This is a genomic window from Rhizobium herbae, from assembly GCF_019511375.1.
Taxonomy (GTDB): Bacteria; Pseudomonadota; Alphaproteobacteria; order Rhizobiales; family Rhizobiaceae; genus Pararhizobium; species Pararhizobium herbae_A.
Window position 1 is genome coordinate 378,155 of record NZ_JAEUAO010000001.1, and the last position, 16,491, is coordinate 394,645.

Sequence of the window (16,491 nt, forward strand, 5' to 3'; positions counted from 1 at the left end):
AAAGCTGAAAGCCCATGATCCCCCGTTACTCCCGGCCGGAAATGGTGGCCATCTGGTCGCCGGAAACCAAATTCCGCATCTGGTTCGAAATTGAGGCGCACGCCTGCGACGCGCTCGCCGAGCTTGGCGTGATCCCGAAGGAAGCGGCAAAGACCATTTGGGAACGGGGTGGCGCGGCGACCTTCGACGTCGAGCGCATCGACGAAATCGAAGCCATTACGAAGCACGACGTCATTGCGTTCCTCACGCATCTTGCCGAGATCGTCGGTCCGGATGCGCGTTTCGTGCATCAGGGCATGACCTCTTCCGATGTGCTCGACACCTGCTTCAACGTGCAGCTCGTCAAGGCCAGCGACCTCTTGCTCGCCGACCTCGACAAACTGCTGGAAGCACTGAAGCGCCGGGCCTTCGAACACAAGGACACGGTGACGATCGGCCGTTCGCACGGCATCCACGCCGAACCGACCACCTTCGGCATAAAGCTGGCACTCGCCTACGCCGAGTTCGAGCGCTGCAAGAAGCGTTTAATAGCCGCCCGTGAGGAAATCGCCACTTGCGCCATTTCCGGCGCCGTCGGCACCTTCGCCAATATCGATCCGCGCGTCGAGGAACACGTCGCCAGGGCCATGGGGCTGGCGGTCGAACCGGTGTCGACCCAGGTCATCCCGCGCGATCGTCACGCGATGTATTTCGCCACTCTCGGCGTCATTGCGTCGAGCATCGAGCGTCTGGCAACGGAAATCCGTCACCTGCAACGCACCGAGGTACTGGAAGCCGAGGAGTATTTCTCGCCGGGCCAGAAGGGTTCGTCGGCCATGCCGCACAAGCGTAACCCGGTGCTGACGGAGAACCTCACCGGCCTGTCGCGCATGGTGCGCGCCTTCGCCCTGCCGGCCATGGAAAACGTCGCCTTGTGGCACGAGCGCGATATTTCCCACTCCTCCGTCGAGCGCATGATCGGTCCGGACGCCACGGTAACGCTCGACTTTGCACTCGCGCGCCTGACGGGCGTCATCGACAAGCTGCTCGTCTATCCCGACAACATGATGAAGAACATGAACAAGTTCCGCGGGCTTGTTCACTCCCAGCGCGTCCTGCTGGCGCTGACGCAGGCCGGCGCTTCACGCGAGGATGCCTATCGCCTCGTTCAGCGCAATGCCATGAAGGTCTGGGAACAGGGCAAGGATTTCCTTGAAGAGTTGCTTGCCGACAGCGAAGTCCGGGCCTTCCTGCCGGAAGCGGATATCCGCGAGAAATTCGACCTTGGCTATCACACGAAGCACGTCGATACGATCTTCAATCGCGTTTTCGGTTGACACCGTCAGGGGAGCCGGACAGGCTCCCCTTTCCATCCTCGAAGAGTGTCCGGTTTCGGCCCACATCGCTCCATATTGAACGGTTTTCTCAAGCCTTTCGTCAGTCTTGTGTGCGAGGCTGCGGCAAACGGGCAAACTATCAGGAGGCGATGGGGCATGCCGCAGACGATCGAGCGCAAGGTGGCGCGCACGACAACCGCATTCACCGGCACCGTGACGTGCAAGGGAGGATCGAGCCGCGGGATCGTCAAAGACCTTTCGGCAGCCGGAATTTGTTTCCAGCTCTATTTCGACATCAATGCCAAGACCGGTCAGGAGGTCTCGATCGAAAGCAACGAATTCGGCCATCTCACCGGCGTCGTGCAATGGTATCGCGGCGACAAGATCGGCATTCGCCTCGACCCGTCGTCAAAAACCGCGGCGCAGATTTCCTCCTATTTCAAGTATTTCCGCTAGCCGGATGCAATCATCAGACCGAAGGTGCCGCCGTCCGGGCGGCAACCTTCGGTTTTTCAGATCGCTGCGCCCTGTTTGGTCTCCGGCGCAACCACCAGTTTGCGATAGAGATGCCACGTCGCATGTCCAAGGATCGGCATGATGACGGCAAGACCGACGAAGACCGGGATCGAGCCGACGACGAGGCCTCCCGCTACAATCAGCCCCCACACGGCAACGGGAACCGGATTGGTCAGCGTTGCCCGCACCGACGTCTCGACCGCTGCCACGGCGCCGACATCCCTGTCGAGTAGCAGCGGGAACGATACGACGACGGTCGACAGCACGATCACGGCAAAGACGAAGCCGACGGCGTTGCCGACCAGGATGAGGTTCCACCCCTGTTCCGTTCCGAAAACCTGGTTGGCGAAGGCGGAAATCGATGCCGGCGGCACATCGCCGAACATCTGCACATACAGTGACTGGGCAACGAGCAGCCAGGCGATGAACAGCACGAACAACATGAAGGCCAGAGCGATGATCGATGGCAGGGCCGGCGAACGGCGAACGTCGAAAGCGTGCCGCCAAGAGGTGTTCATCCCCATTTCGCGCCGCCGGCTGATCTCATAGAGACCGATGGCGGCCACCGGGCCAAGCAGGGCAAACCCCGAAGCCAGCGGATAGAGAATCGGCAGCATGTTGGCGCCCGAACTCCATGTGGCAAGCACGACACCTGCGATCGGGTAAATCAGGCAGAGAAAGACGTAATGAGACGGCTTGGCGTTGAAGTCCTGCCAGCCGAGACGCAACGCGTCGAAGACATCGGCTACGCCGATCTTGCGAACTACCGGATGCTCGATAGTGGTGCTGGATCCTGCCAATACATGGAATGTTGTCATGACCAATTCTCCTCCTTGAACACGCGTCGTCACGTCATTCGAGAACAATCAGTATTTCCGTTCGAGGGGATCTCGGCCTCGCTGACCTTGATCCAATGCTCCCGATATTGGCGGCATTTGCCGTCACGGAACGTCGTGACCAATCATCCCGTGCAGCGAGCATATACCAGATCTGCGTCTCTTTCACTTGACTTCCGCCGGCCTCGGGCACAAATCGCGGTTATTATGAAAGCATCTGAAGCAGATATCCTGATCGTTCCCGGTTACACCAACTCGGGCCCTGACCACTGGCAGACGCGGTGGCAGAACAAGCTTGCCACGGCGCGGCGCGTCGAACAGGCAGAATGGTCAAAGCCCGTCCGCGAAGACTGGGTTAAGAGGATGATCGAAGATATCAACGCGGCGACCAGGCCTGTTGTCATCGTGGCGCATTCGCTCGGCGTCGCGACAGCCATTCATGCCCTGCCGCACGCCCAAAAGAAGATTGCCGGCGCTTTCCTCGTCGCCCCGCCGGAAGTGACAAACCCGAAAATCCGGCCAAGGCATCTGATGACGTTCGGCCCCTACCCGCGCGATCCGCTGCCGTTCCCAAGCATGGTGATCGCAAGCCGCAACGATCCGTTCGGATCCTACGATCATGCCGGCGATATCGCCAACGCCTGGGGCGCGCTGCTGGTCGATGCCGGCGAGTCGGGCCACATCAACGCCGAATCGGGTCACGGTCCGTGGCCGGAAGGCACGATGGTCTTTGCCCAGTTTCTCAGCCGCCTTCGCCCCTGAGCCGACATCAAGCGCCCTTACTACGCATAGAATCACCCGATTACGACGATTGTAATGCCGGCCGCAAGCCTGCGCAGCGACTTCTCGGCTCGAAGGTTGCCCGTCTCCACAACCCGATCAGCCGCCGGATGCTCTACGAATGATGGTTCGTCCAGGCATGAGCGCATTTTCCGAGCGCGTTTACCGATAGCGAAGCAATATCAGGCCAGCCAACGTCGGCGCCAAAACAAAAAAGGCCGCCCGCAAGCGGACGGCCTCGCAGGCTTTCGGTGACCCGTATCAGCCGTTCTGGATCTGGGTGACTGCCTCGGAGAGAAGCTCCAGCATCTTCAGGCGAATGTCGTCTTCAGTCTGGGCGATGCCGGCAGCTTCGAAATCCGCGCGGATCTTGCGCACGACGTCCTCATGTCCAGCTTCCTCGAAATCGGCGGCGATGACCTCCGTGGCGTAGGCATCGGGATCGCTCTTGCCCAGAAGCCCGGCGGCCCAGAGACCGAGCAGTTTGTTGCGGCGCGCCCCGGCCTTGAACCGCAGCTCTTCATCCAGCGCAAATTTCGCCTCAAACGCCTTTTCGCGGTCCTGCATACTGGTCATCCGTCGATCTCCCTGAAACCATCCCGTAAACAGCTTTTCGCCCCATAAACCAAAAGCCCGCCAAAAGTGCAATGCGAAGTTTTCCGCTTTGACGACTTTCCGTGTTACGCTCCTGCTAATTCAGGGGATCGGATCAGACGCCGATTGTGAAATAGTTTCTTTTGGGCTATGGACCCGATTAGAAAATGCCAAGGCGCAGCCCAAGAGCGCCGACAACTTATAGAGAACACTATTGATGAACCGTCGCCGCCGTATTTACGAAGGCAAAGCCAAGATCCTTTATGAGGGTCCTGAGCCGGGTACGCTGATCCAGTTTTTCAAAGATGACGCAACCGCCTTCAACAAGAAGAAGCACGATGTCATCGACGGCAAGGGCGTGCTCAACAACCGCATTTCCGAATATATCTTCACGCACCTGAACAGGATCGGCATCCCCACGCATTTCATCCGCCGCCTGAACATGCGCGAGCAGTTGATCAAGGAAGTGGAAATCATTCCGCTGGAGATCGTCGTGCGCAATGTGGCCGCGGGCTCCCTGTCCAAGCGCCTCGGCATCGAGGAAGGCGTGGTCCTGCCGCGCTCGATCATCGAGTTCTATTACAAGGCCGATGCGCTCGATGACCCGATGGTCTCCGAAGAGCACATCACCGCTTTCGGCTGGGCAAGCCCGCAGGAACTCGACGATATCATGGCGCTCGCCATCCGCATCAACGACTTCCTCACCGGCCTGTTCCTCGGCGTCGGCATCCAGCTCGTCGATTTCAAGATCGAATGCGGCCGCCTGTTCGAAGGCGACATGATGCGCATCATCTTGGCAGACGAAATCTCGCCGGACAGCTGCCGTCTGTGGGACGTCGAAACCAAGGAAAAGATGGACAAGGACCGGTTCCGCCGCGACATGGGCGGCCTCGTCGAGGCCTACCAGGAAGTGGCTCGCCGTCTTGGCATCATGAACGAGAACGAGCCGCCGCGCGGCACCGGCCCCGTGCTGGTGAAATAAGCAGGAAAAGACAACAGTGATCAACGCACGCGTAACAGTGACGCTGAAGAACGGCGTTCTCGACCCGCAGGGCAAGGCCATCGAAGGCGCCCTCGGCGCCCTCGGCTTCGACAGCATCGGCCACGTCCGCCAGGGGAAGGTCTTTGATCTGCAGATCGACACCGCCGACAAGACAAAGGCCGAAGCCGACCTGAAGGCCATGTGCGAGAAACTTCTGGCAAACACGGTGATCGAGAACTACACTATCGCTCTCGACTGAGGGTTGAAGGAGCAGTCTCATGGGCGACGTGACGAAGGAGATGATCTACGCTGAAGTCGTGGAACTTGACCGGCGTCTCGGCGAAACCGTGAGTTCCCTTGAAGAATTGGTCTCCTTCATGAAGGAGACCAATCAGGAACTGGCAGAAGGCCGGGCGCGAACAGAAGCGCTGAAGCAGGCACTGTTCGGGGATCGCTTCGATCGAGCAGGCGTATTGCATGGCTGACGTCACTCAGGAACTCATTCACGAGATACTGCGGCGTGTGCATGCGCGAGCTGACAAGGCCGATACCGGCATACGCGATCTGCGAAGCGAAATAGGCTCCATAAGACTTTCGTTGCACGCGCACCAGAACGACATCAACACGCTATACACAATGCTTCATCAAATAGATGAACGCTTGGAGAGAATAGAAAACCGCCTCGAACTGCGCGAGCTTGCCGAGGCCCAATCCAGGTTTGAACCGCACCCATGAAATCAGCCGTCGTTCAGCTTCCAGGCCTTAATCGTGACCGCGACATGATTGCGGCGCTCACCAAGATTTCCGGCAAGGCGCCGGTGACGATCTGGCAGACGGAGACGGATATCCCGGATGTCGACCTGATCGTCATCCCCGGCGGCTTCTCCTATGGCGACTACCTGCGCTGCGGCGCGATCGCCGCGCGCATGCCGGTGATGCAGGCGATCAAGGCGAAGGCCGAGGCCGGCGTCAAGGTGCTGGGCGTCTGCAATGGTTTCCAGATTCTCGTCGAAGCGGGCCTCCTGCCGGGCGCGCTGATGCGCAATGCCTCGCTGAAATTCGTCTGCAAGGAAATCCAGCTGGAAGTCGTCAACGCCAATACCGATTTCAGCCGCGCCTACGAGCAGGGCCAGATCATCCGCTGCCCCGTCGCCCACCATGACGGCAACTATTTTGCCGACGCGGAGACGTTGAGGGCTATCGAAGGCAACGGCCAGGTCGTTTTCCGCTATGCCGCCGGCACCAATCCGAACGGTTCCATCAACGACATTGCCGGTATCGTCAATGCGAAGGGCAATGTTCTCGGCATGATGCCGCATCCGGAAAACCTGATCGAGGCTGCTCACGGCGGCGCAGACGGCCGCGGTCTCTTTGCTTCCGCCCTGGATGTAATAGCTGCTTAACAATCCGCCTGATAGAAGGCTCCCACCGAGACGAATCACAGGGGCCTTCCGATGCGCGGCACAGCTTTCATCCGTTTTCTTGCCACTGCCGGCGTGGTCGCCACGCTTGCCGCCGGCTGCCAATCGGCCAGACCGCCAGCGCCTGCGCAGAACACGGCGGCTCTGCCCACCATGGAACGCGTGGCGCTCGGTGCCAACGCTTGCTGGTTCAAATCCGGCGACGCAGCCTTCAAGCCATATCGCCTCGCGCCGGAACTCAATTCCTTCTCCGGACGCCCGCGCATCCTGCTCGTCAAGCGAAACTCACCCGAATCACGCCCGCTCGCCGTCGTCCAGGCGGAAGGACACCCGGCCCGGCTTCAGGCCTTCGGACCGCTGTTCAATGAACCGGTTGGAACGAGAATGGCGACGGACGTGAAACGCTGGGCCGCTGGCGGTACCGGCTGCCGATAGCCGCAGGCACTCTTATCACCGGCTACTTCTCCCGGTTTTTTCGCACTCCACGCTCCAGTTCGAGCGAACCAGGTGATGAAGCCTGCCTGAAGGCGCCGGATGTTTGCTTGCGGGTTTCATCCCGAAATGCCGTTCTCACCTGTGTCACGAATTTGCGTTACGCCCCTCAAGCGCGTAGACCGGCTGTTTCAACGAATTCCGTCATTCTCGTGCGTCAACGGTCAAGGGCACATTCATGAGCGTCACGATTTATCACAACAACCGCTGCAGCACGTCCCGGGCGGTGCTCGAAATGATCCGCGAATCCGGCATCGAGCCGGTCATCGTCGAATACATGAAGACGCCGCCCACCCACGAGCAGATGCTGGGCCTTCTGTTGGCCATGGACTTGCCACCACGCGCCGTGTTGCGCACGAAAGAAAAAGTCTATCACTCGCTCCACCTCGACGACGAGACCAAGACGGACCGGCAGATCCTCGACGCCCTGCTGGCGCACCCCGAACTGATCGAACGTCCGATCGTGGTCAGCGAAAAAGGCGTGGCCATCTGCCGGCCGAAGACGAAGGTTCTCGACCTTCTCTAGCCGGCTGGCGACGGTCACTTCCAGAACGGTTGCGCGGCTTCGCGCCGCGCCTGCGCCGGCGTCAAGCCGATGTCGGCAAGCTGATCATCCGTCAGCTCTGCCAGAGCAAGACGGCTGAGCCGCTTTTCCTCCCGCTCCGCAATCCATGAGATCACCCGTGAGAGCAGGCGCTTTGCCCGTGACGTTGCGCCGATGGGTGCCATGATTGTATCGGTCTTCAGCGAGCAAATTGCATCATCTGCAGCACAAATTGTACCCATTGCCATTACTCCATCAATTGTCACCGTCACCTTCGGAATGTTGTATTGTAATAATTGACACAGAAATTGATGCAATGTAGAAATTGTTACCATGACAACTTGGATGCCAGACCCCAGCCTGGGCCACGGCCCTCTTTACGCGCGGATCGCCGACCAGATCGAGCAGGCGATTGCCGGTGGCATGCTGCCGGCCGGAACGAAATTGCCGCCGCAGCGCAATCTCGCCTTCGATATCGGTGTGACAATCGGCACAATCGGTCGGGCCTATCATCTGGTGCGCGAACGCGGCCTTGTGAGCGGCGAGGTTGGCCGCGGTACCTACGTGCTCGACAATGCAGAACTGCGGCCGGCTGAACAGGCCGATCCGATGACCGCGGCACTTGCCGGCACGCGCCCGATCAAGGCTCCACCGGGCAAGCTCCGCTTCGACAGCACGGCGGCACCGGATATCGGCCAGGGCAAATCGCTCGAAAAGGTGCTGATTGACATCAGCCGCGAACACCACGCCGACATCGCCAGTTATGCCCGCGATTTTCCGGCGCACTGGTTCGAGGCGGGCAGCCAGTGGCTTGCCAAGGGCACGTTCAGGCCGCAGCCGGACCGCATCGTGCCGACCCTTGGCGCGCATGCGGGTGCAGTCGCCGTCATCGCCGCCGTCACTGCTCCAGGCGACAAGATCGCCTTCGAAAACATCACCTATTCGCAGATCAGCCGCAGTGCCGGGCTGATCGGTCGACGCACGATCCTTCTGCGCACGGACGACTACGGCCTCGACCCGGACGATTTCGAGCGCGTCTGCGCCCAGCAGCACCCGAAACTCGCCTTCCTGATGCCGACCGCGCAGAACCCGACGGTCGTCACATTGTCACTGGAGCGTCGGCAGGCGATCGCCGACATAGCGCGCCGCTACGGTGTCTGGCTGCTTGAGGACGATCTCTACGGCGCGATGACGGGCGACATGACGCCGCTTCTGGCCGAGCTTGCGCCGGAGCGGACGTTTCTTGTTGGCGGATTGTCGAAGTCGGTGGCGGCCGGGGTGCGCGGCGGCTGGGTGGCCTGCCCTCCCCATTTCAGTCAGCGGATCCGTATCGCCCACAAGATGGTGAGCGGCGGCATGCCGTTTCTGCTCGCCGAACTCTGCGCACGCCTCGTGCTGAGCGGTGAAGCCGCGATCCTGCGCTCGAGAAGCATCGAGGAGATCCGCGCACGCGAGCAGATGGCGCGTGATATCTTTTCGGGCATCGAATTCAACTCGCATCCGCATGTGCCTTTCCTCTGGCTGAAGCTCTCCGAACCCTGGTTCTCGGGAACCTTCAAGCATGCGGCTTTCGAAGAGGGCGTGCTGGTCGACGACGAGGACGAGTTCAAGGCCGGGCGGACCGACAGCGTCTTTCATCGGGTGCGGATCGGCTTTTCCTCGCCCGCCGACCGCAACGAGGTGCGGCGCGGATTCCTGACGCTTCGGCGATTGCTCGACAGCGGCCGTACCGGCTACGACAGCTTCGCCTGATCAGGCCATCGGTCCGGGCGGCAAGAAGCGCACGATCTCCTGTGTTTTTCCGGCATTTTCCTGTCGCATCCCCGAGTAGCTTCGGCTAAAGAAGCCCCGACGTGATCTCTTTGTTTTGACGCATCCCCACTGGCAGACGGAGCCTTTGCCGTCCGGGGTGCTCCAACGGACCGAATGGACCCCGATGACCATTTCCAATAGCCGCCCCATCACCGCCGACCTGATCGCCTCGCACGGCCTGAAGCCGGATGAGTACCAGCGCATCCTCGACCTGATCGGCCGCGAGCCGACGTTCACGGAACTCGGCATCTTTTCGGCGATGTGGAACGAGCATTGCTCCTACAAGTCCTCGAAGAAGTGGCTGCGCACGCTGCCGACCACCGGTCCGCGCGTCATCCAAGGCCCGGGCGAGAATGCCGGCGTCGTCGATATCGACGACGGCGACGTCGTCGTCTTCAAGATGGAGAGCCACAACCACCCGTCCTATATCGAGCCCTATCAGGGTGCTGCGACCGGCGTCGGCGGCATTCTGCGCGATGTCTTCACCATGGGCGCCCGCCCGATCGCCGCCATGAACGCCCTGCGCTTCGGCGCGCCGGATCATCCGAAGACCCGTCACCTCGTTTCGGGCGTCGTAGCCGGCGTCGGCGGTTATGGCAATTCATTCGGCGTGCCGACCGTCGGCGGCGAGGTCGAGTTCGACGCGCGCTACAACGGCAACATCCTCGTCAACGCCTTTGCTGCCGGCCTCGCCAAATCCGACGCGATATTCCTGTCCGAAGCGAAGGGCGTCGGCCTGCCGGTCGTCTATCTCGGAGCCAAGACCGGCCGCGACGGCGTCGGCGGCGCAACCATGGCGTCAGCCGAATTCGACGAGTCGATCGAGGAGAAGCGCCCGACCGTCCAGGTCGGCGACCCCTTCACCGAAAAATGCCTGCTCGAAGCCTGCCTCGAACTGATGAAGACCGGTGCTGTCATCGCCATCCAGGACATGGGTGCTGCCGGCCTCACCTGCTCCGCCGTCGAAATGGGCGCCAAGGGCGATCTCGGAATCGAGTTGCAGCTCGACCAGGTTCCGGTGCGCGAAGAGCGCATGACGGCCTACGAGATGATGCTGTCGGAAAGCCAGGAGCGCATGCTCATGGTGCTTGAACCCGCCAAGGAAGAGGTCGCCAAGGCGATCTTCGTCAAATGGGGCCTGGATTTCGCCATCGTCGGCAAGACCACCGATGACCTGCGTTTCCGCGTCATCCATCAGGGCGAGGAAGTGGCAAACCTGCCGATCAAGGAACTGGGCGACCAGGCTCCGGAATATGATCGTCCCTGGACCCCGGCGAAAACGGCTGCGCCGCTTGCTGCAGACGATATTCCGCAGGCCGATGTGGCCGATGCGGTCCTCTCGCTCGTCGGCTCCGCTAACAACTCGTCGCGCCGCTGGGTTTATGAACAGTACGACACTCTGATCCAGGGCAATTCGCTGCAACTGCCGGGCGGCGATGCCGGTGTCGTGCGCGTCGATGGACATCCCACCAAGGCGCTTGCCTTCTCCTCGGACGTGACGCCGCGCTATGTCGAGGCAGATCCGTTCGAAGGCGGCAAGCAGGCCGTTGCCGAATGCTGGCGCAACATCACCGCGACCGGCGCTCTGCCGCTGGCTGCCACCGACAACCTCAATTTCGGCAATCCGGAACGACCGGAAATCATGAGCCAGTTCGTCCATGCCATCAAGGGCATTGGTGAAGCCTGCCGCGCGCTCGAATTCCCGATCGTTTCCGGCAACGTCTCGCTCTACAACGAGACGAACGGCCAGGGCATCCTGCCGACCCCTACCATCGGCGGCGTCGGCCTGCTCGCCAACTGGTCGCAGATGGCGCGCATCCGTTTTGCGGCCGAAGGTGAACAGATCCTCCTCGTCGGTGCGCCGGAAGGCCTTGGAACGCATCTCGGTCAGTCCGTCTACCTGCGCGACATCCACGGCCGCACCGACGGCCCCGCCCCGCATGTGGATCTCGCCCATGAGCGCAAGACCGGCGACTTCGTCCGCAGCCTCATTGTCGAAGGCCTGACGACCGCCGTGCATGATTGCTCCTCGGGCGGACTTGCACTGGCGATTGCCGAAATGGCGATGGCGTCGGGCATCGGTGCAAAGGTTTCCGCAGTCGCGGGCCGCGATCCGATCCCCGTCTTTTTCGGAGAAGACCAGGGACGCTACGTCGTCACCGTGAAGCCCGAGCATGCAGACGTCGTCGCCGAGCGGGCAAGGGCTGCGGGCGTGTCGGCGCCCGTGATCGGAACGACCGGCGGTACCGAAGTCGTGCTCGGCTCGGCCAAGCCGCTCGCCGTCGCGCAATTGCGGTCGGTTCATGAAGCATGGTTCCCGGATTTCATGGAAGGCAGCCTGCCGGAATCAAACTGACGCGGAATCCAGCGTCCTTGCGCACCGGCTTTCCCGCTGAACCGACCATCAATCTATCGGTGCGCGGAAAGAATGCTGAACGAAAGAAACAGCGGTCTTTCCGACGCCTGTCCGAGCCCTATCTGGTGGCTCTCACATGAATACGGATGGGTTCAGGGGAACGCATGGGCACAGGTCAAGCGAACTGGTACACACGGCTGAACAAATTGCGCCGCTCGTGGCGGTATCGCCTGGCTTATCGGCTCACGCGGCCGCAAGCGCCGAAACGGCCCACCCCTTTTCATGGCCCGGCGCTGATCGTTGGTTCTGCGCCGGTTTCCAACCTGCCAGACGGATTTGACAGCCGGTTTGCCGTTATTTGCGTCAACGGTTCCCAGGCCGCGACGGCGGGCTGGGGTATCGACGCGCCGGATGTCACGTTCCTGCAATTCAACCAGGTCGAAGGCAAGGGCGAGCGCGCTGTCGCCGTGCGACGCGCGCTGTCGGGCAAGCGCTGCGGCATTCTCTACGTCCTGCGCTGGCCGAGGAGCGAGGCACGATTGCGCGAAGGTCTTGCCGCCTTCGACTATGGCTTCAATGAATTGCGGCTCATCGACCAGTATCACCGAACCCGGCTGGCTGAGGTCGTGCTCGGTCGCGTCGTGCCGGAGAGCGACAACGAATCCAAATTCTCGAACGGTATCACTGCCGTTCTCTACGCCATTCACAGCGGCGCAACGGACGTCATCATCACGGGGATCGATCCTTCTTCGGCCGGCCATGTCTACAACGACCTCAAAATGCAGAGGCTGCATTCCGACACCGACGTAAAAATCCTGATGGAACTGTTGGAACGCGGTTTTCGCCTCTATACAAGTGATCCTCATGTGGCAGAATCGACGGGATTGCCGCTGTGGAGCAAGAAAGAACTGAGGGAGTGACGCATGCCGATGACACCGGGCGATATTGAAGACATGATCAAATCCGGTATCCCGGGCGCCAAGGTGACAATCCGGGACCTGGCCGGCGACGGCGACCATTATGCCGCCGAAGTCGTGGCAGAGGCCTTTCGCGGCAAGAGCCGGGTTCAACAGCACCAGATGGTCTACAATGCGCTGAAGGGAAATATGGGCGGTGTTCTGCACGCGCTCGCCCTTCAGACATCTGCACCGGAGTGAGGTTTTATGGCCGGCCTGATGAATGAACTGGTCAATGGCGTTGTCAAAAGCGTCCTGAACGAAATTCTCAAGAAGACCGGCAGCCGTGCGGCGACGAAACGCCAGAAACGGCAGGCGCGGTCGGCAACCACCGGCCGGTTCAAGAAGGCGACGGCGAAAAGAGCCGTAAGGCCCGCGAAGAAGCAGGTGAGCCGCCGCAGGACGTCCGCCTCGCGGAGCAAGACGCGCTGATTTTGCCGGCGGCATGTTGCCACCGGCAAAGCCATCAATTTTTGTTGGGATCGGGTGATGAAAATCACCGGCCTGCATGCTATCTAGAATGGATCGACACCCCCGGCCCTTGACGCCGGAGCACGAAGGACGACGACATATGAGCGGAATCAACGAATTCATCGACAACGAAGTAAAGAGCAACGACGTCGTTCTCTTCATGAAGGGCACGCCGCAATTCCCCCAGTGTGGGTTCTCGGGCCAAGTGGTCCAGATGCTCGACTATATCGGCGTCGACTATAAGGGCATCAACGTCCTTGCCGATGCCGATCTTCGCCAGGGCATCAAGGACTATTCGAACTGGCCGACCATTCCGCAGCTCTACATCAAGGGCGAATTCATCGGCGGCTGTGACATCGTCCGCGAGATGTTCCAGGCCGGCGAACTCCAGTCGCATTTCGAAGAAGCCGGTATCGCCGTCAAGGGCGCCGCCTGAAATCTGACTTCGGTTACAGAGCAACCTGAAAAAGGCGGGTCACCGCCTTTTTTGATTCCGACCAATTGTGAAGCCTCCCTAATATTGCGCGACCTTTAACAGTCGCTGCCAATGTGAAGCGGCTGTCACAGGATGGTCGCAAAAAAGGGCGTAAGCACACCGCAGGCAGACATTCGTCGCCAGCTCGCGAACCAGTGCCAACCCAGCCAGCCCGGATCATCCGGTTTATTGTTCGAAAGCGGTCGGAGCCTCGCTTTCGACCAGATATGGGACTACCGGCTCCAGCATTTTCATCCGCGTCTGCTCTGCGTTTGGGAACACATCGTTTTCGGTTCAGGCGCCAGGCACTTCTGCCCAGGAATATTCCGATGACCGTGACCACCGAAGCACCGGGCCTTCCGGCCTTGTCGAAACCGCAATTCGTTGCGCTGATGGCCATGCTGATGGCGATCAACGCGATTTCGATCGATATCATGTTGCCGGGCCTGCAGGAGATCGGCGCCAGCCTCGGCGTTGCCGATGAAAATACCCGCCAGTATGTCATAACCGCCTATCTCATCGGCATGGGTTGCGCGCAACTGTTCTTCGGTCCGCTTTCCGACCGGTTCGGCCGCAAGCTGCCGCTTCTCGGCGGCCTCGGCGTCTATGCCCTTTGCGCGCTCGCCATCGTCTTTGTCCCGAGCTTCGCCGGACTTCTGGTGCTGCGCTTCATGCAGGGCATCGGCGCCGCGGCTACGCGGGTCATCACCATTTCGATCGTTCGCGACGTCTATGGCGGGCGGATGATGGCGGAAGTCATGTCGCTGGTCATGATGGTCTTCATGATCGTACCGGTCATTGCACCGAGCGTCGGCCAATTGATCATGATCTTTGCCGAATGGCACATGATCTTCGTGGTCATCTGCCTGTTTGCGGCTCTGGTGGCGACGCTGGTGACGCTGCGGCTGCCCGAAACGCTCTCGGTTGAACATCGCCGCCCGTTCACGGTCGCGTCCATCGTCGATGCGTTCCGCATCGTGCTGGGCAATCGCGTCTCGCTCTGCTATTCGCTGGCCGCATCCTTCATCTTCGGCTCGCTGTTCGGCTTCATCAATTCCGCGCAGCAGATTCTGGTCGGCGTCTACGAGCTTGGCCACTGGTTCCCGCTGGTCTTTGCGGGTTTCGCCAGCATGATGGCCGTCGCTTCCTTCGCCAACTCGCGGCTCGTCCAGCGATACGGCATGCGCCGCCTGTCGCACGGCGCGCTGATCGGTTTTGCCCTCGCCAGTTTCCTCTGGGCCATGGCCTCGTTGTTCGGCGTATTGCCTCTCTGGCTCTTCGTCGTGCTCTATGGCGCGGCCATGTTCCAGTTCGGCCTGATCGGTCCGAATTTCAACGCCATGGCGATGGAACCGCTCGGGCATGTTGCCGGAACCGCCTCCTCGGTGCTCGGCTTCACCCAGACAATCGGCGGTGCGACCATTGGCGCCCTGATCGGCCAGGCCTTCGATGGCACCGTGACGCCGCTTGCCATGGGCTTTCTGTCCGTCTCCGTCATCGGCCTGGTTTTCGTGCTGATCGCCGAAAAAGGCCGCCTTTTCACCCCGCATAATCCGTCTCATTAACGACTGCGTCCTCCCAAGACATCGATAGGTCCTCTCATGTCCGCCACCACCACCGCTGAACACATCGAAAATCTCGGCTCCTCCCGAATAGGCCTCGGCTTCTTCGAATTCGTCATCACCATCGCGCTGATGACCGCGAGCGTGGCGATCGCCATCGACATCATGCTGCCGGCCCTGCCCGCCATCGGCCAGTCGCTCAAGGTCGCCAACACCAACGACACCCAACTGGTCATCGGCATCTTCTTCCTCGGTTTCGGCTGCTCGCAGATCATCTTCGGCAGCCTGTCTGACACGTTCGGACGGCGTGCGATCCTGCTCGGCGGTCTTGCCTTCTTCACCGTGACGATGCTGGGAGCCGCCGCAACCGAGAGTTTTGAAATGCTCCTCCTCCTGCGATTCGTGCAGGGCATCGGCGCTGCTGCGGTTCGCATCACCACCATGGCGGTGGTGCGCGACTGTTTCGGCGGCCGCGAAATGGCGCGCGTCATGTCCTATGTGATGATCGTCTTCATGATCGTGCCGATCGTCGCTCCTTCGCTCGGACAGGCGGTGATCCACTACGCGAACTGGCACTGGATCTTCATCCTGCTCGGCTGCGTCGGCGCGATCCTCTTCGTCTGGGCGGGCCTGCGGCTGAAGGAATCCCTGCCATCGGACGAACGGCTGCCTCTCTCGATCGCGTCCATCGCGTCCGGATTCCAAACGGTGCTCGCCAATCGCGTCACCTGCGGCTACATGATCGGCATGACGCTCTTCACCGCCGTCATCTGCGCCTATATCGTCACCGTCCAGCAGATCTTTGGCGAGGTCTACGGCCTCGGCGACTGGCTGCCGATCGCCTTTGCCGGAACCGCCGGAGGCATTGCAGTCGCCAACTTCGCCAATGGCTATTTCGTCCGCAGCTTCGGCATGCGGCGCATCTCGCATGCGGCAACGATTCTGTTCACTCTGCTGTCCGGCCTGGGGCTGCTGATTTCGCTCGGCGGCAAGCCGGACTTCCTGCTCGCCTACCTGCTGTTTTCCGTGCTGCTGATGATGTTTGCCGTGATCGCCACCAACTTCACGGCGATCGCGCTCGAGCCCATGGGACATCTGGCGGGCACGGCGACGGCGATCACCGGATTCGTCTCGACGACCGGCGGGGCTCTGTTGGGCGGCGCGGTAGGCCAGATGTTCAACGGCACGGTGCAGCCGCTGTTTGCCGGTTTCACCGCTTTCGGAGCGGTAACGATCATCGCGACGCTCTGGGCGGAAAGAGGCAAACTCTTCACGCATCCGGGCGACGATCGCGCCGCGCTGGAGGCAGGCGGCGGTCATATGTGACCTCGCAGTCACGAACAGGCCCGCTCGACCGATGCCGGGCGGGCCATCTTGT

General features: G+C 60.8%; 21 protein-coding genes. 18 read left to right on the top strand and 3 right to left on the bottom strand.

All coding sequences use genetic code 11. The features are described from left to right. Nucleotides 1–14: 14 nt before the first annotated feature. The gene (gene purB / locus JNB71_RS01890; protein WP_220370149.1) at nt 15–1,316 is read left to right on the top strand and encodes an adenylosuccinate lyase; all 1,302 of its coding nucleotides are present in this window, start codon (nt 15–17) and stop codon (nt 1,314–1,316) included. 156 nt (nt 1,317–1,472) lie between these two features. Further along, nucleotides 1,473–1,772 (top strand): PilZ domain-containing protein, encoded by a 300-nt coding sequence (locus JNB71_RS01895; RefSeq protein ID WP_220370150.1) that lies wholly within the window; start codon nt 1,473–1,475, stop codon nt 1,770–1,772. Nucleotides 1,773–1,828: 56 nt separating this feature from the next. Here the strand turns inward: JNB71_RS01895 and JNB71_RS01900 are convergent, their stop codons facing one another. Then, the gene (locus JNB71_RS01900; RefSeq protein WP_220370151.1) at nt 1,829–2,650 is read right to left on the bottom strand and encodes a DUF2189 domain-containing protein; all 822 of its coding nucleotides are present in this window, start codon (nt 2,648–2,650) and stop codon (nt 1,829–1,831) included. A gap of 225 nt (nt 2,651–2,875) precedes the next feature. Between JNB71_RS01900 and JNB71_RS01905 the strand changes: the two genes are divergently transcribed. Continuing rightward, a complete protein-coding gene (locus JNB71_RS01905; protein WP_220370152.1) occupies nt 2,876–3,430 on the top strand; it encodes an RBBP9/YdeN family alpha/beta hydrolase in 555 nt (184 codons plus the stop codon). Between the two features lie 279 nt (nt 3,431–3,709). Here the strand turns inward: JNB71_RS01905 and JNB71_RS01910 are convergent, their stop codons facing one another. After that, nucleotides 3,710–4,024: a DUF1476 domain-containing protein gene (locus JNB71_RS01910; protein WP_220370153.1), complete on the bottom strand. Its 315-nt coding sequence runs from the start codon at nt 4,022–4,024 to the stop codon at nt 3,710–3,712. A gap of 235 nt (nt 4,025–4,259) precedes the next feature. Here JNB71_RS01910 and purC point away from each other — a divergent pair, with 235 nt between their 5' ends. From purC to arsC, 7 genes are all read left to right on the top strand, one after another. Then, nucleotides 4,260–5,024 carry a phosphoribosylaminoimidazolesuccinocarboxamide synthase gene (purC, locus tag JNB71_RS01915; RefSeq protein WP_018324721.1) on the top strand — a complete coding sequence of 255 codons (765 nt, stop codon included), beginning with the start codon at nt 4,260–4,262 and terminating at the stop codon, nt 5,022–5,024. Nucleotides 5,025–5,040: 16 nt separating this feature from the next. Beyond that, on the top strand, nt 5,041–5,283 hold the full coding sequence (gene purS / locus JNB71_RS01920) for a phosphoribosylformylglycinamidine synthase subunit PurS (RefSeq protein WP_220370154.1): 243 nt from the start codon (nt 5,041–5,043) through the stop codon (nt 5,281–5,283). A 19-nt stretch (nt 5,284–5,302) separates the two neighbouring features. Beyond that, nucleotides 5,303–5,509 (top strand): hypothetical protein, encoded by a 207-nt coding sequence (locus JNB71_RS01925; RefSeq protein ID WP_112855175.1) that lies wholly within the window; start codon nt 5,303–5,305, stop codon nt 5,507–5,509. Beyond that, on the top strand, nt 5,502–5,759 hold the full coding sequence (locus tag JNB71_RS01930; protein WP_112855174.1) for a hypothetical protein: 258 nt from the start codon (nt 5,502–5,504) through the stop codon (nt 5,757–5,759). Before JNB71_RS01925 ends, JNB71_RS01930 begins: the two co-directional genes overlap by 8 nt. Next, nucleotides 5,756–6,427, top strand: a complete 672-nt coding sequence (gene purQ, locus JNB71_RS01935; RefSeq protein WP_220370155.1) for a phosphoribosylformylglycinamidine synthase subunit PurQ — start codon at nt 5,756–5,758, stop codon at nt 6,425–6,427. The genes JNB71_RS01930 and purQ overlap by 4 nt, the downstream gene beginning before the upstream one ends. A gap of 51 nt (nt 6,428–6,478) precedes the next feature. Then, nucleotides 6,479–6,880, top strand: coding sequence for a hypothetical protein (locus JNB71_RS01940; RefSeq protein WP_220370156.1), 402 nt, complete (start codon nt 6,479–6,481; stop codon nt 6,878–6,880). A gap of 235 nt (nt 6,881–7,115) precedes the next feature. Continuing rightward, complete coding sequence (arsC, locus tag JNB71_RS01945; protein WP_220370157.1) at nt 7,116–7,463, top strand: arsenate reductase (glutaredoxin); 348 nt, start codon at nt 7,116–7,118, stop codon at nt 7,461–7,463. Between the two features lie 14 nt (nt 7,464–7,477). On the opposite strand, the gene JNB71_RS24335 is transcribed toward arsC, so the two are convergent. Beyond that, complete coding sequence (locus JNB71_RS24335; RefSeq protein WP_223215722.1) at nt 7,478–7,816, bottom strand: DUF1127 domain-containing protein; 339 nt, start codon at nt 7,814–7,816, stop codon at nt 7,478–7,480. Between JNB71_RS24335 and JNB71_RS01955 the strand changes: the two genes are divergently transcribed. From JNB71_RS01955 to JNB71_RS01990, 8 genes are all read left to right on the top strand, one after another. Next, the gene (locus JNB71_RS01955) at nt 7,815–9,233 is read left to right on the top strand and encodes a PLP-dependent aminotransferase family protein (protein WP_220370158.1); all 1,419 of its coding nucleotides are present in this window, start codon (nt 7,815–7,817) and stop codon (nt 9,231–9,233) included. The two genes, JNB71_RS24335 and JNB71_RS01955, sit on opposite strands and share 2 nt — an antisense overlap. 184 nt (nt 9,234–9,417) lie before the next feature. Beyond that, entirely contained in the window at nt 9,418–11,649 is a 2,232-nt protein-coding gene (gene purL / locus JNB71_RS01960; protein WP_220370159.1) for a phosphoribosylformylglycinamidine synthase subunit PurL, read from the top strand. A gap of 164 nt (nt 11,650–11,813) precedes the next feature. Next, the gene (locus JNB71_RS01965; RefSeq protein ID WP_220370160.1) at nt 11,814–12,569 is read left to right on the top strand and encodes a membrane-anchored protein; all 756 of its coding nucleotides are present in this window, start codon (nt 11,814–11,816) and stop codon (nt 12,567–12,569) included. A gap of 3 nt (nt 12,570–12,572) precedes the next feature. Next, the gene (locus JNB71_RS01970) at nt 12,573–12,806 is read left to right on the top strand and encodes a BolA family protein (RefSeq protein WP_018324712.1); all 234 of its coding nucleotides are present in this window, start codon (nt 12,573–12,575) and stop codon (nt 12,804–12,806) included. A 6-nt stretch (nt 12,807–12,812) separates the two neighbouring features. After that, nucleotides 12,813–13,037, top strand: coding sequence for a hypothetical protein (locus JNB71_RS01975; RefSeq protein WP_220370161.1), 225 nt, complete (start codon nt 12,813–12,815; stop codon nt 13,035–13,037). A 139-nt stretch (nt 13,038–13,176) separates the two neighbouring features. Next, complete coding sequence (gene grxD, locus JNB71_RS01980; RefSeq protein WP_018324710.1) at nt 13,177–13,512, top strand: Grx4 family monothiol glutaredoxin; 336 nt, start codon at nt 13,177–13,179, stop codon at nt 13,510–13,512. Between the two features lie 368 nt (nt 13,513–13,880). Next, complete coding sequence (locus tag JNB71_RS01985) at nt 13,881–15,116, top strand: multidrug effflux MFS transporter (protein ID WP_220370162.1); 1,236 nt, start codon at nt 13,881–13,883, stop codon at nt 15,114–15,116. A gap of 36 nt (nt 15,117–15,152) precedes the next feature. Beyond that, complete coding sequence (locus tag JNB71_RS01990) at nt 15,153–16,439, top strand: multidrug effflux MFS transporter (RefSeq protein ID WP_220370163.1); 1,287 nt, start codon at nt 15,153–15,155, stop codon at nt 16,437–16,439. Nucleotides 16,440–16,491 lie beyond the last annotated feature (52 nt).

Coding starts and splice junctions, on each gene's coding strand:
- purB (WP_220370149.1), top strand. CDS start 15: ATGATCCCCCGTTACTCCCGGCCGGAAATGGTGGCCATCTGGTCGCCG.
- JNB71_RS01895 (WP_220370150.1), top strand. CDS start 1,473: ATGCCGCAGACGATCGAGCGCAAGGTGGCGCGCACGACAACCGCATTC.
- JNB71_RS01900 (WP_220370151.1), bottom strand. CDS start 2,650: ATGACAACATTCCATGTATTGGCAGGATCCAGCACCACTATCGAGCAT.
- JNB71_RS01905 (WP_220370152.1), top strand. CDS start 2,876: ATGAAAGCATCTGAAGCAGATATCCTGATCGTTCCCGGTTACACCAAC.
- JNB71_RS01910 (WP_220370153.1), bottom strand. CDS start 4,024: ATGACCAGTATGCAGGACCGCGAAAAGGCGTTTGAGGCGAAATTTGCG.
- purC (WP_018324721.1), top strand. CDS start 4,260: ATGAACCGTCGCCGCCGTATTTACGAAGGCAAAGCCAAGATCCTTTAT.
- JNB71_RS01925 (WP_112855175.1), top strand. CDS start 5,303: ATGGGCGACGTGACGAAGGAGATGATCTACGCTGAAGTCGTGGAACTT.
- JNB71_RS01930 (WP_112855174.1), top strand. CDS start 5,502: ATGGCTGACGTCACTCAGGAACTCATTCACGAGATACTGCGGCGTGTG.
- purQ (WP_220370155.1), top strand. CDS start 5,756: ATGAAATCAGCCGTCGTTCAGCTTCCAGGCCTTAATCGTGACCGCGAC.
- JNB71_RS01940 (WP_220370156.1), top strand. CDS start 6,479: ATGCGCGGCACAGCTTTCATCCGTTTTCTTGCCACTGCCGGCGTGGTC.
- arsC (WP_220370157.1), top strand. CDS start 7,116: ATGAGCGTCACGATTTATCACAACAACCGCTGCAGCACGTCCCGGGCG.
- JNB71_RS01955 (WP_220370158.1), top strand. CDS start 7,815: ATGACAACTTGGATGCCAGACCCCAGCCTGGGCCACGGCCCTCTTTAC.
- JNB71_RS24335 (WP_223215722.1), bottom strand. CDS start 7,816: ATGGTAACAATTTCTACATTGCATCAATTTCTGTGTCAATTATTACAA.
- purL (WP_220370159.1), top strand. CDS start 9,418: ATGACCATTTCCAATAGCCGCCCCATCACCGCCGACCTGATCGCCTCG.
- JNB71_RS01965 (WP_220370160.1), top strand. CDS start 11,814: ATGGGCACAGGTCAAGCGAACTGGTACACACGGCTGAACAAATTGCGC.
- JNB71_RS01970 (WP_018324712.1), top strand. CDS start 12,573: ATGCCGATGACACCGGGCGATATTGAAGACATGATCAAATCCGGTATC.
- JNB71_RS01975 (WP_220370161.1), top strand. CDS start 12,813: ATGGCCGGCCTGATGAATGAACTGGTCAATGGCGTTGTCAAAAGCGTC.
- grxD (WP_018324710.1), top strand. CDS start 13,177: ATGAGCGGAATCAACGAATTCATCGACAACGAAGTAAAGAGCAACGAC.
- JNB71_RS01985 (WP_220370162.1), top strand. CDS start 13,881: ATGACCGTGACCACCGAAGCACCGGGCCTTCCGGCCTTGTCGAAACCG.
- JNB71_RS01990 (WP_220370163.1), top strand. CDS start 15,153: ATGTCCGCCACCACCACCGCTGAACACATCGAAAATCTCGGCTCCTCC.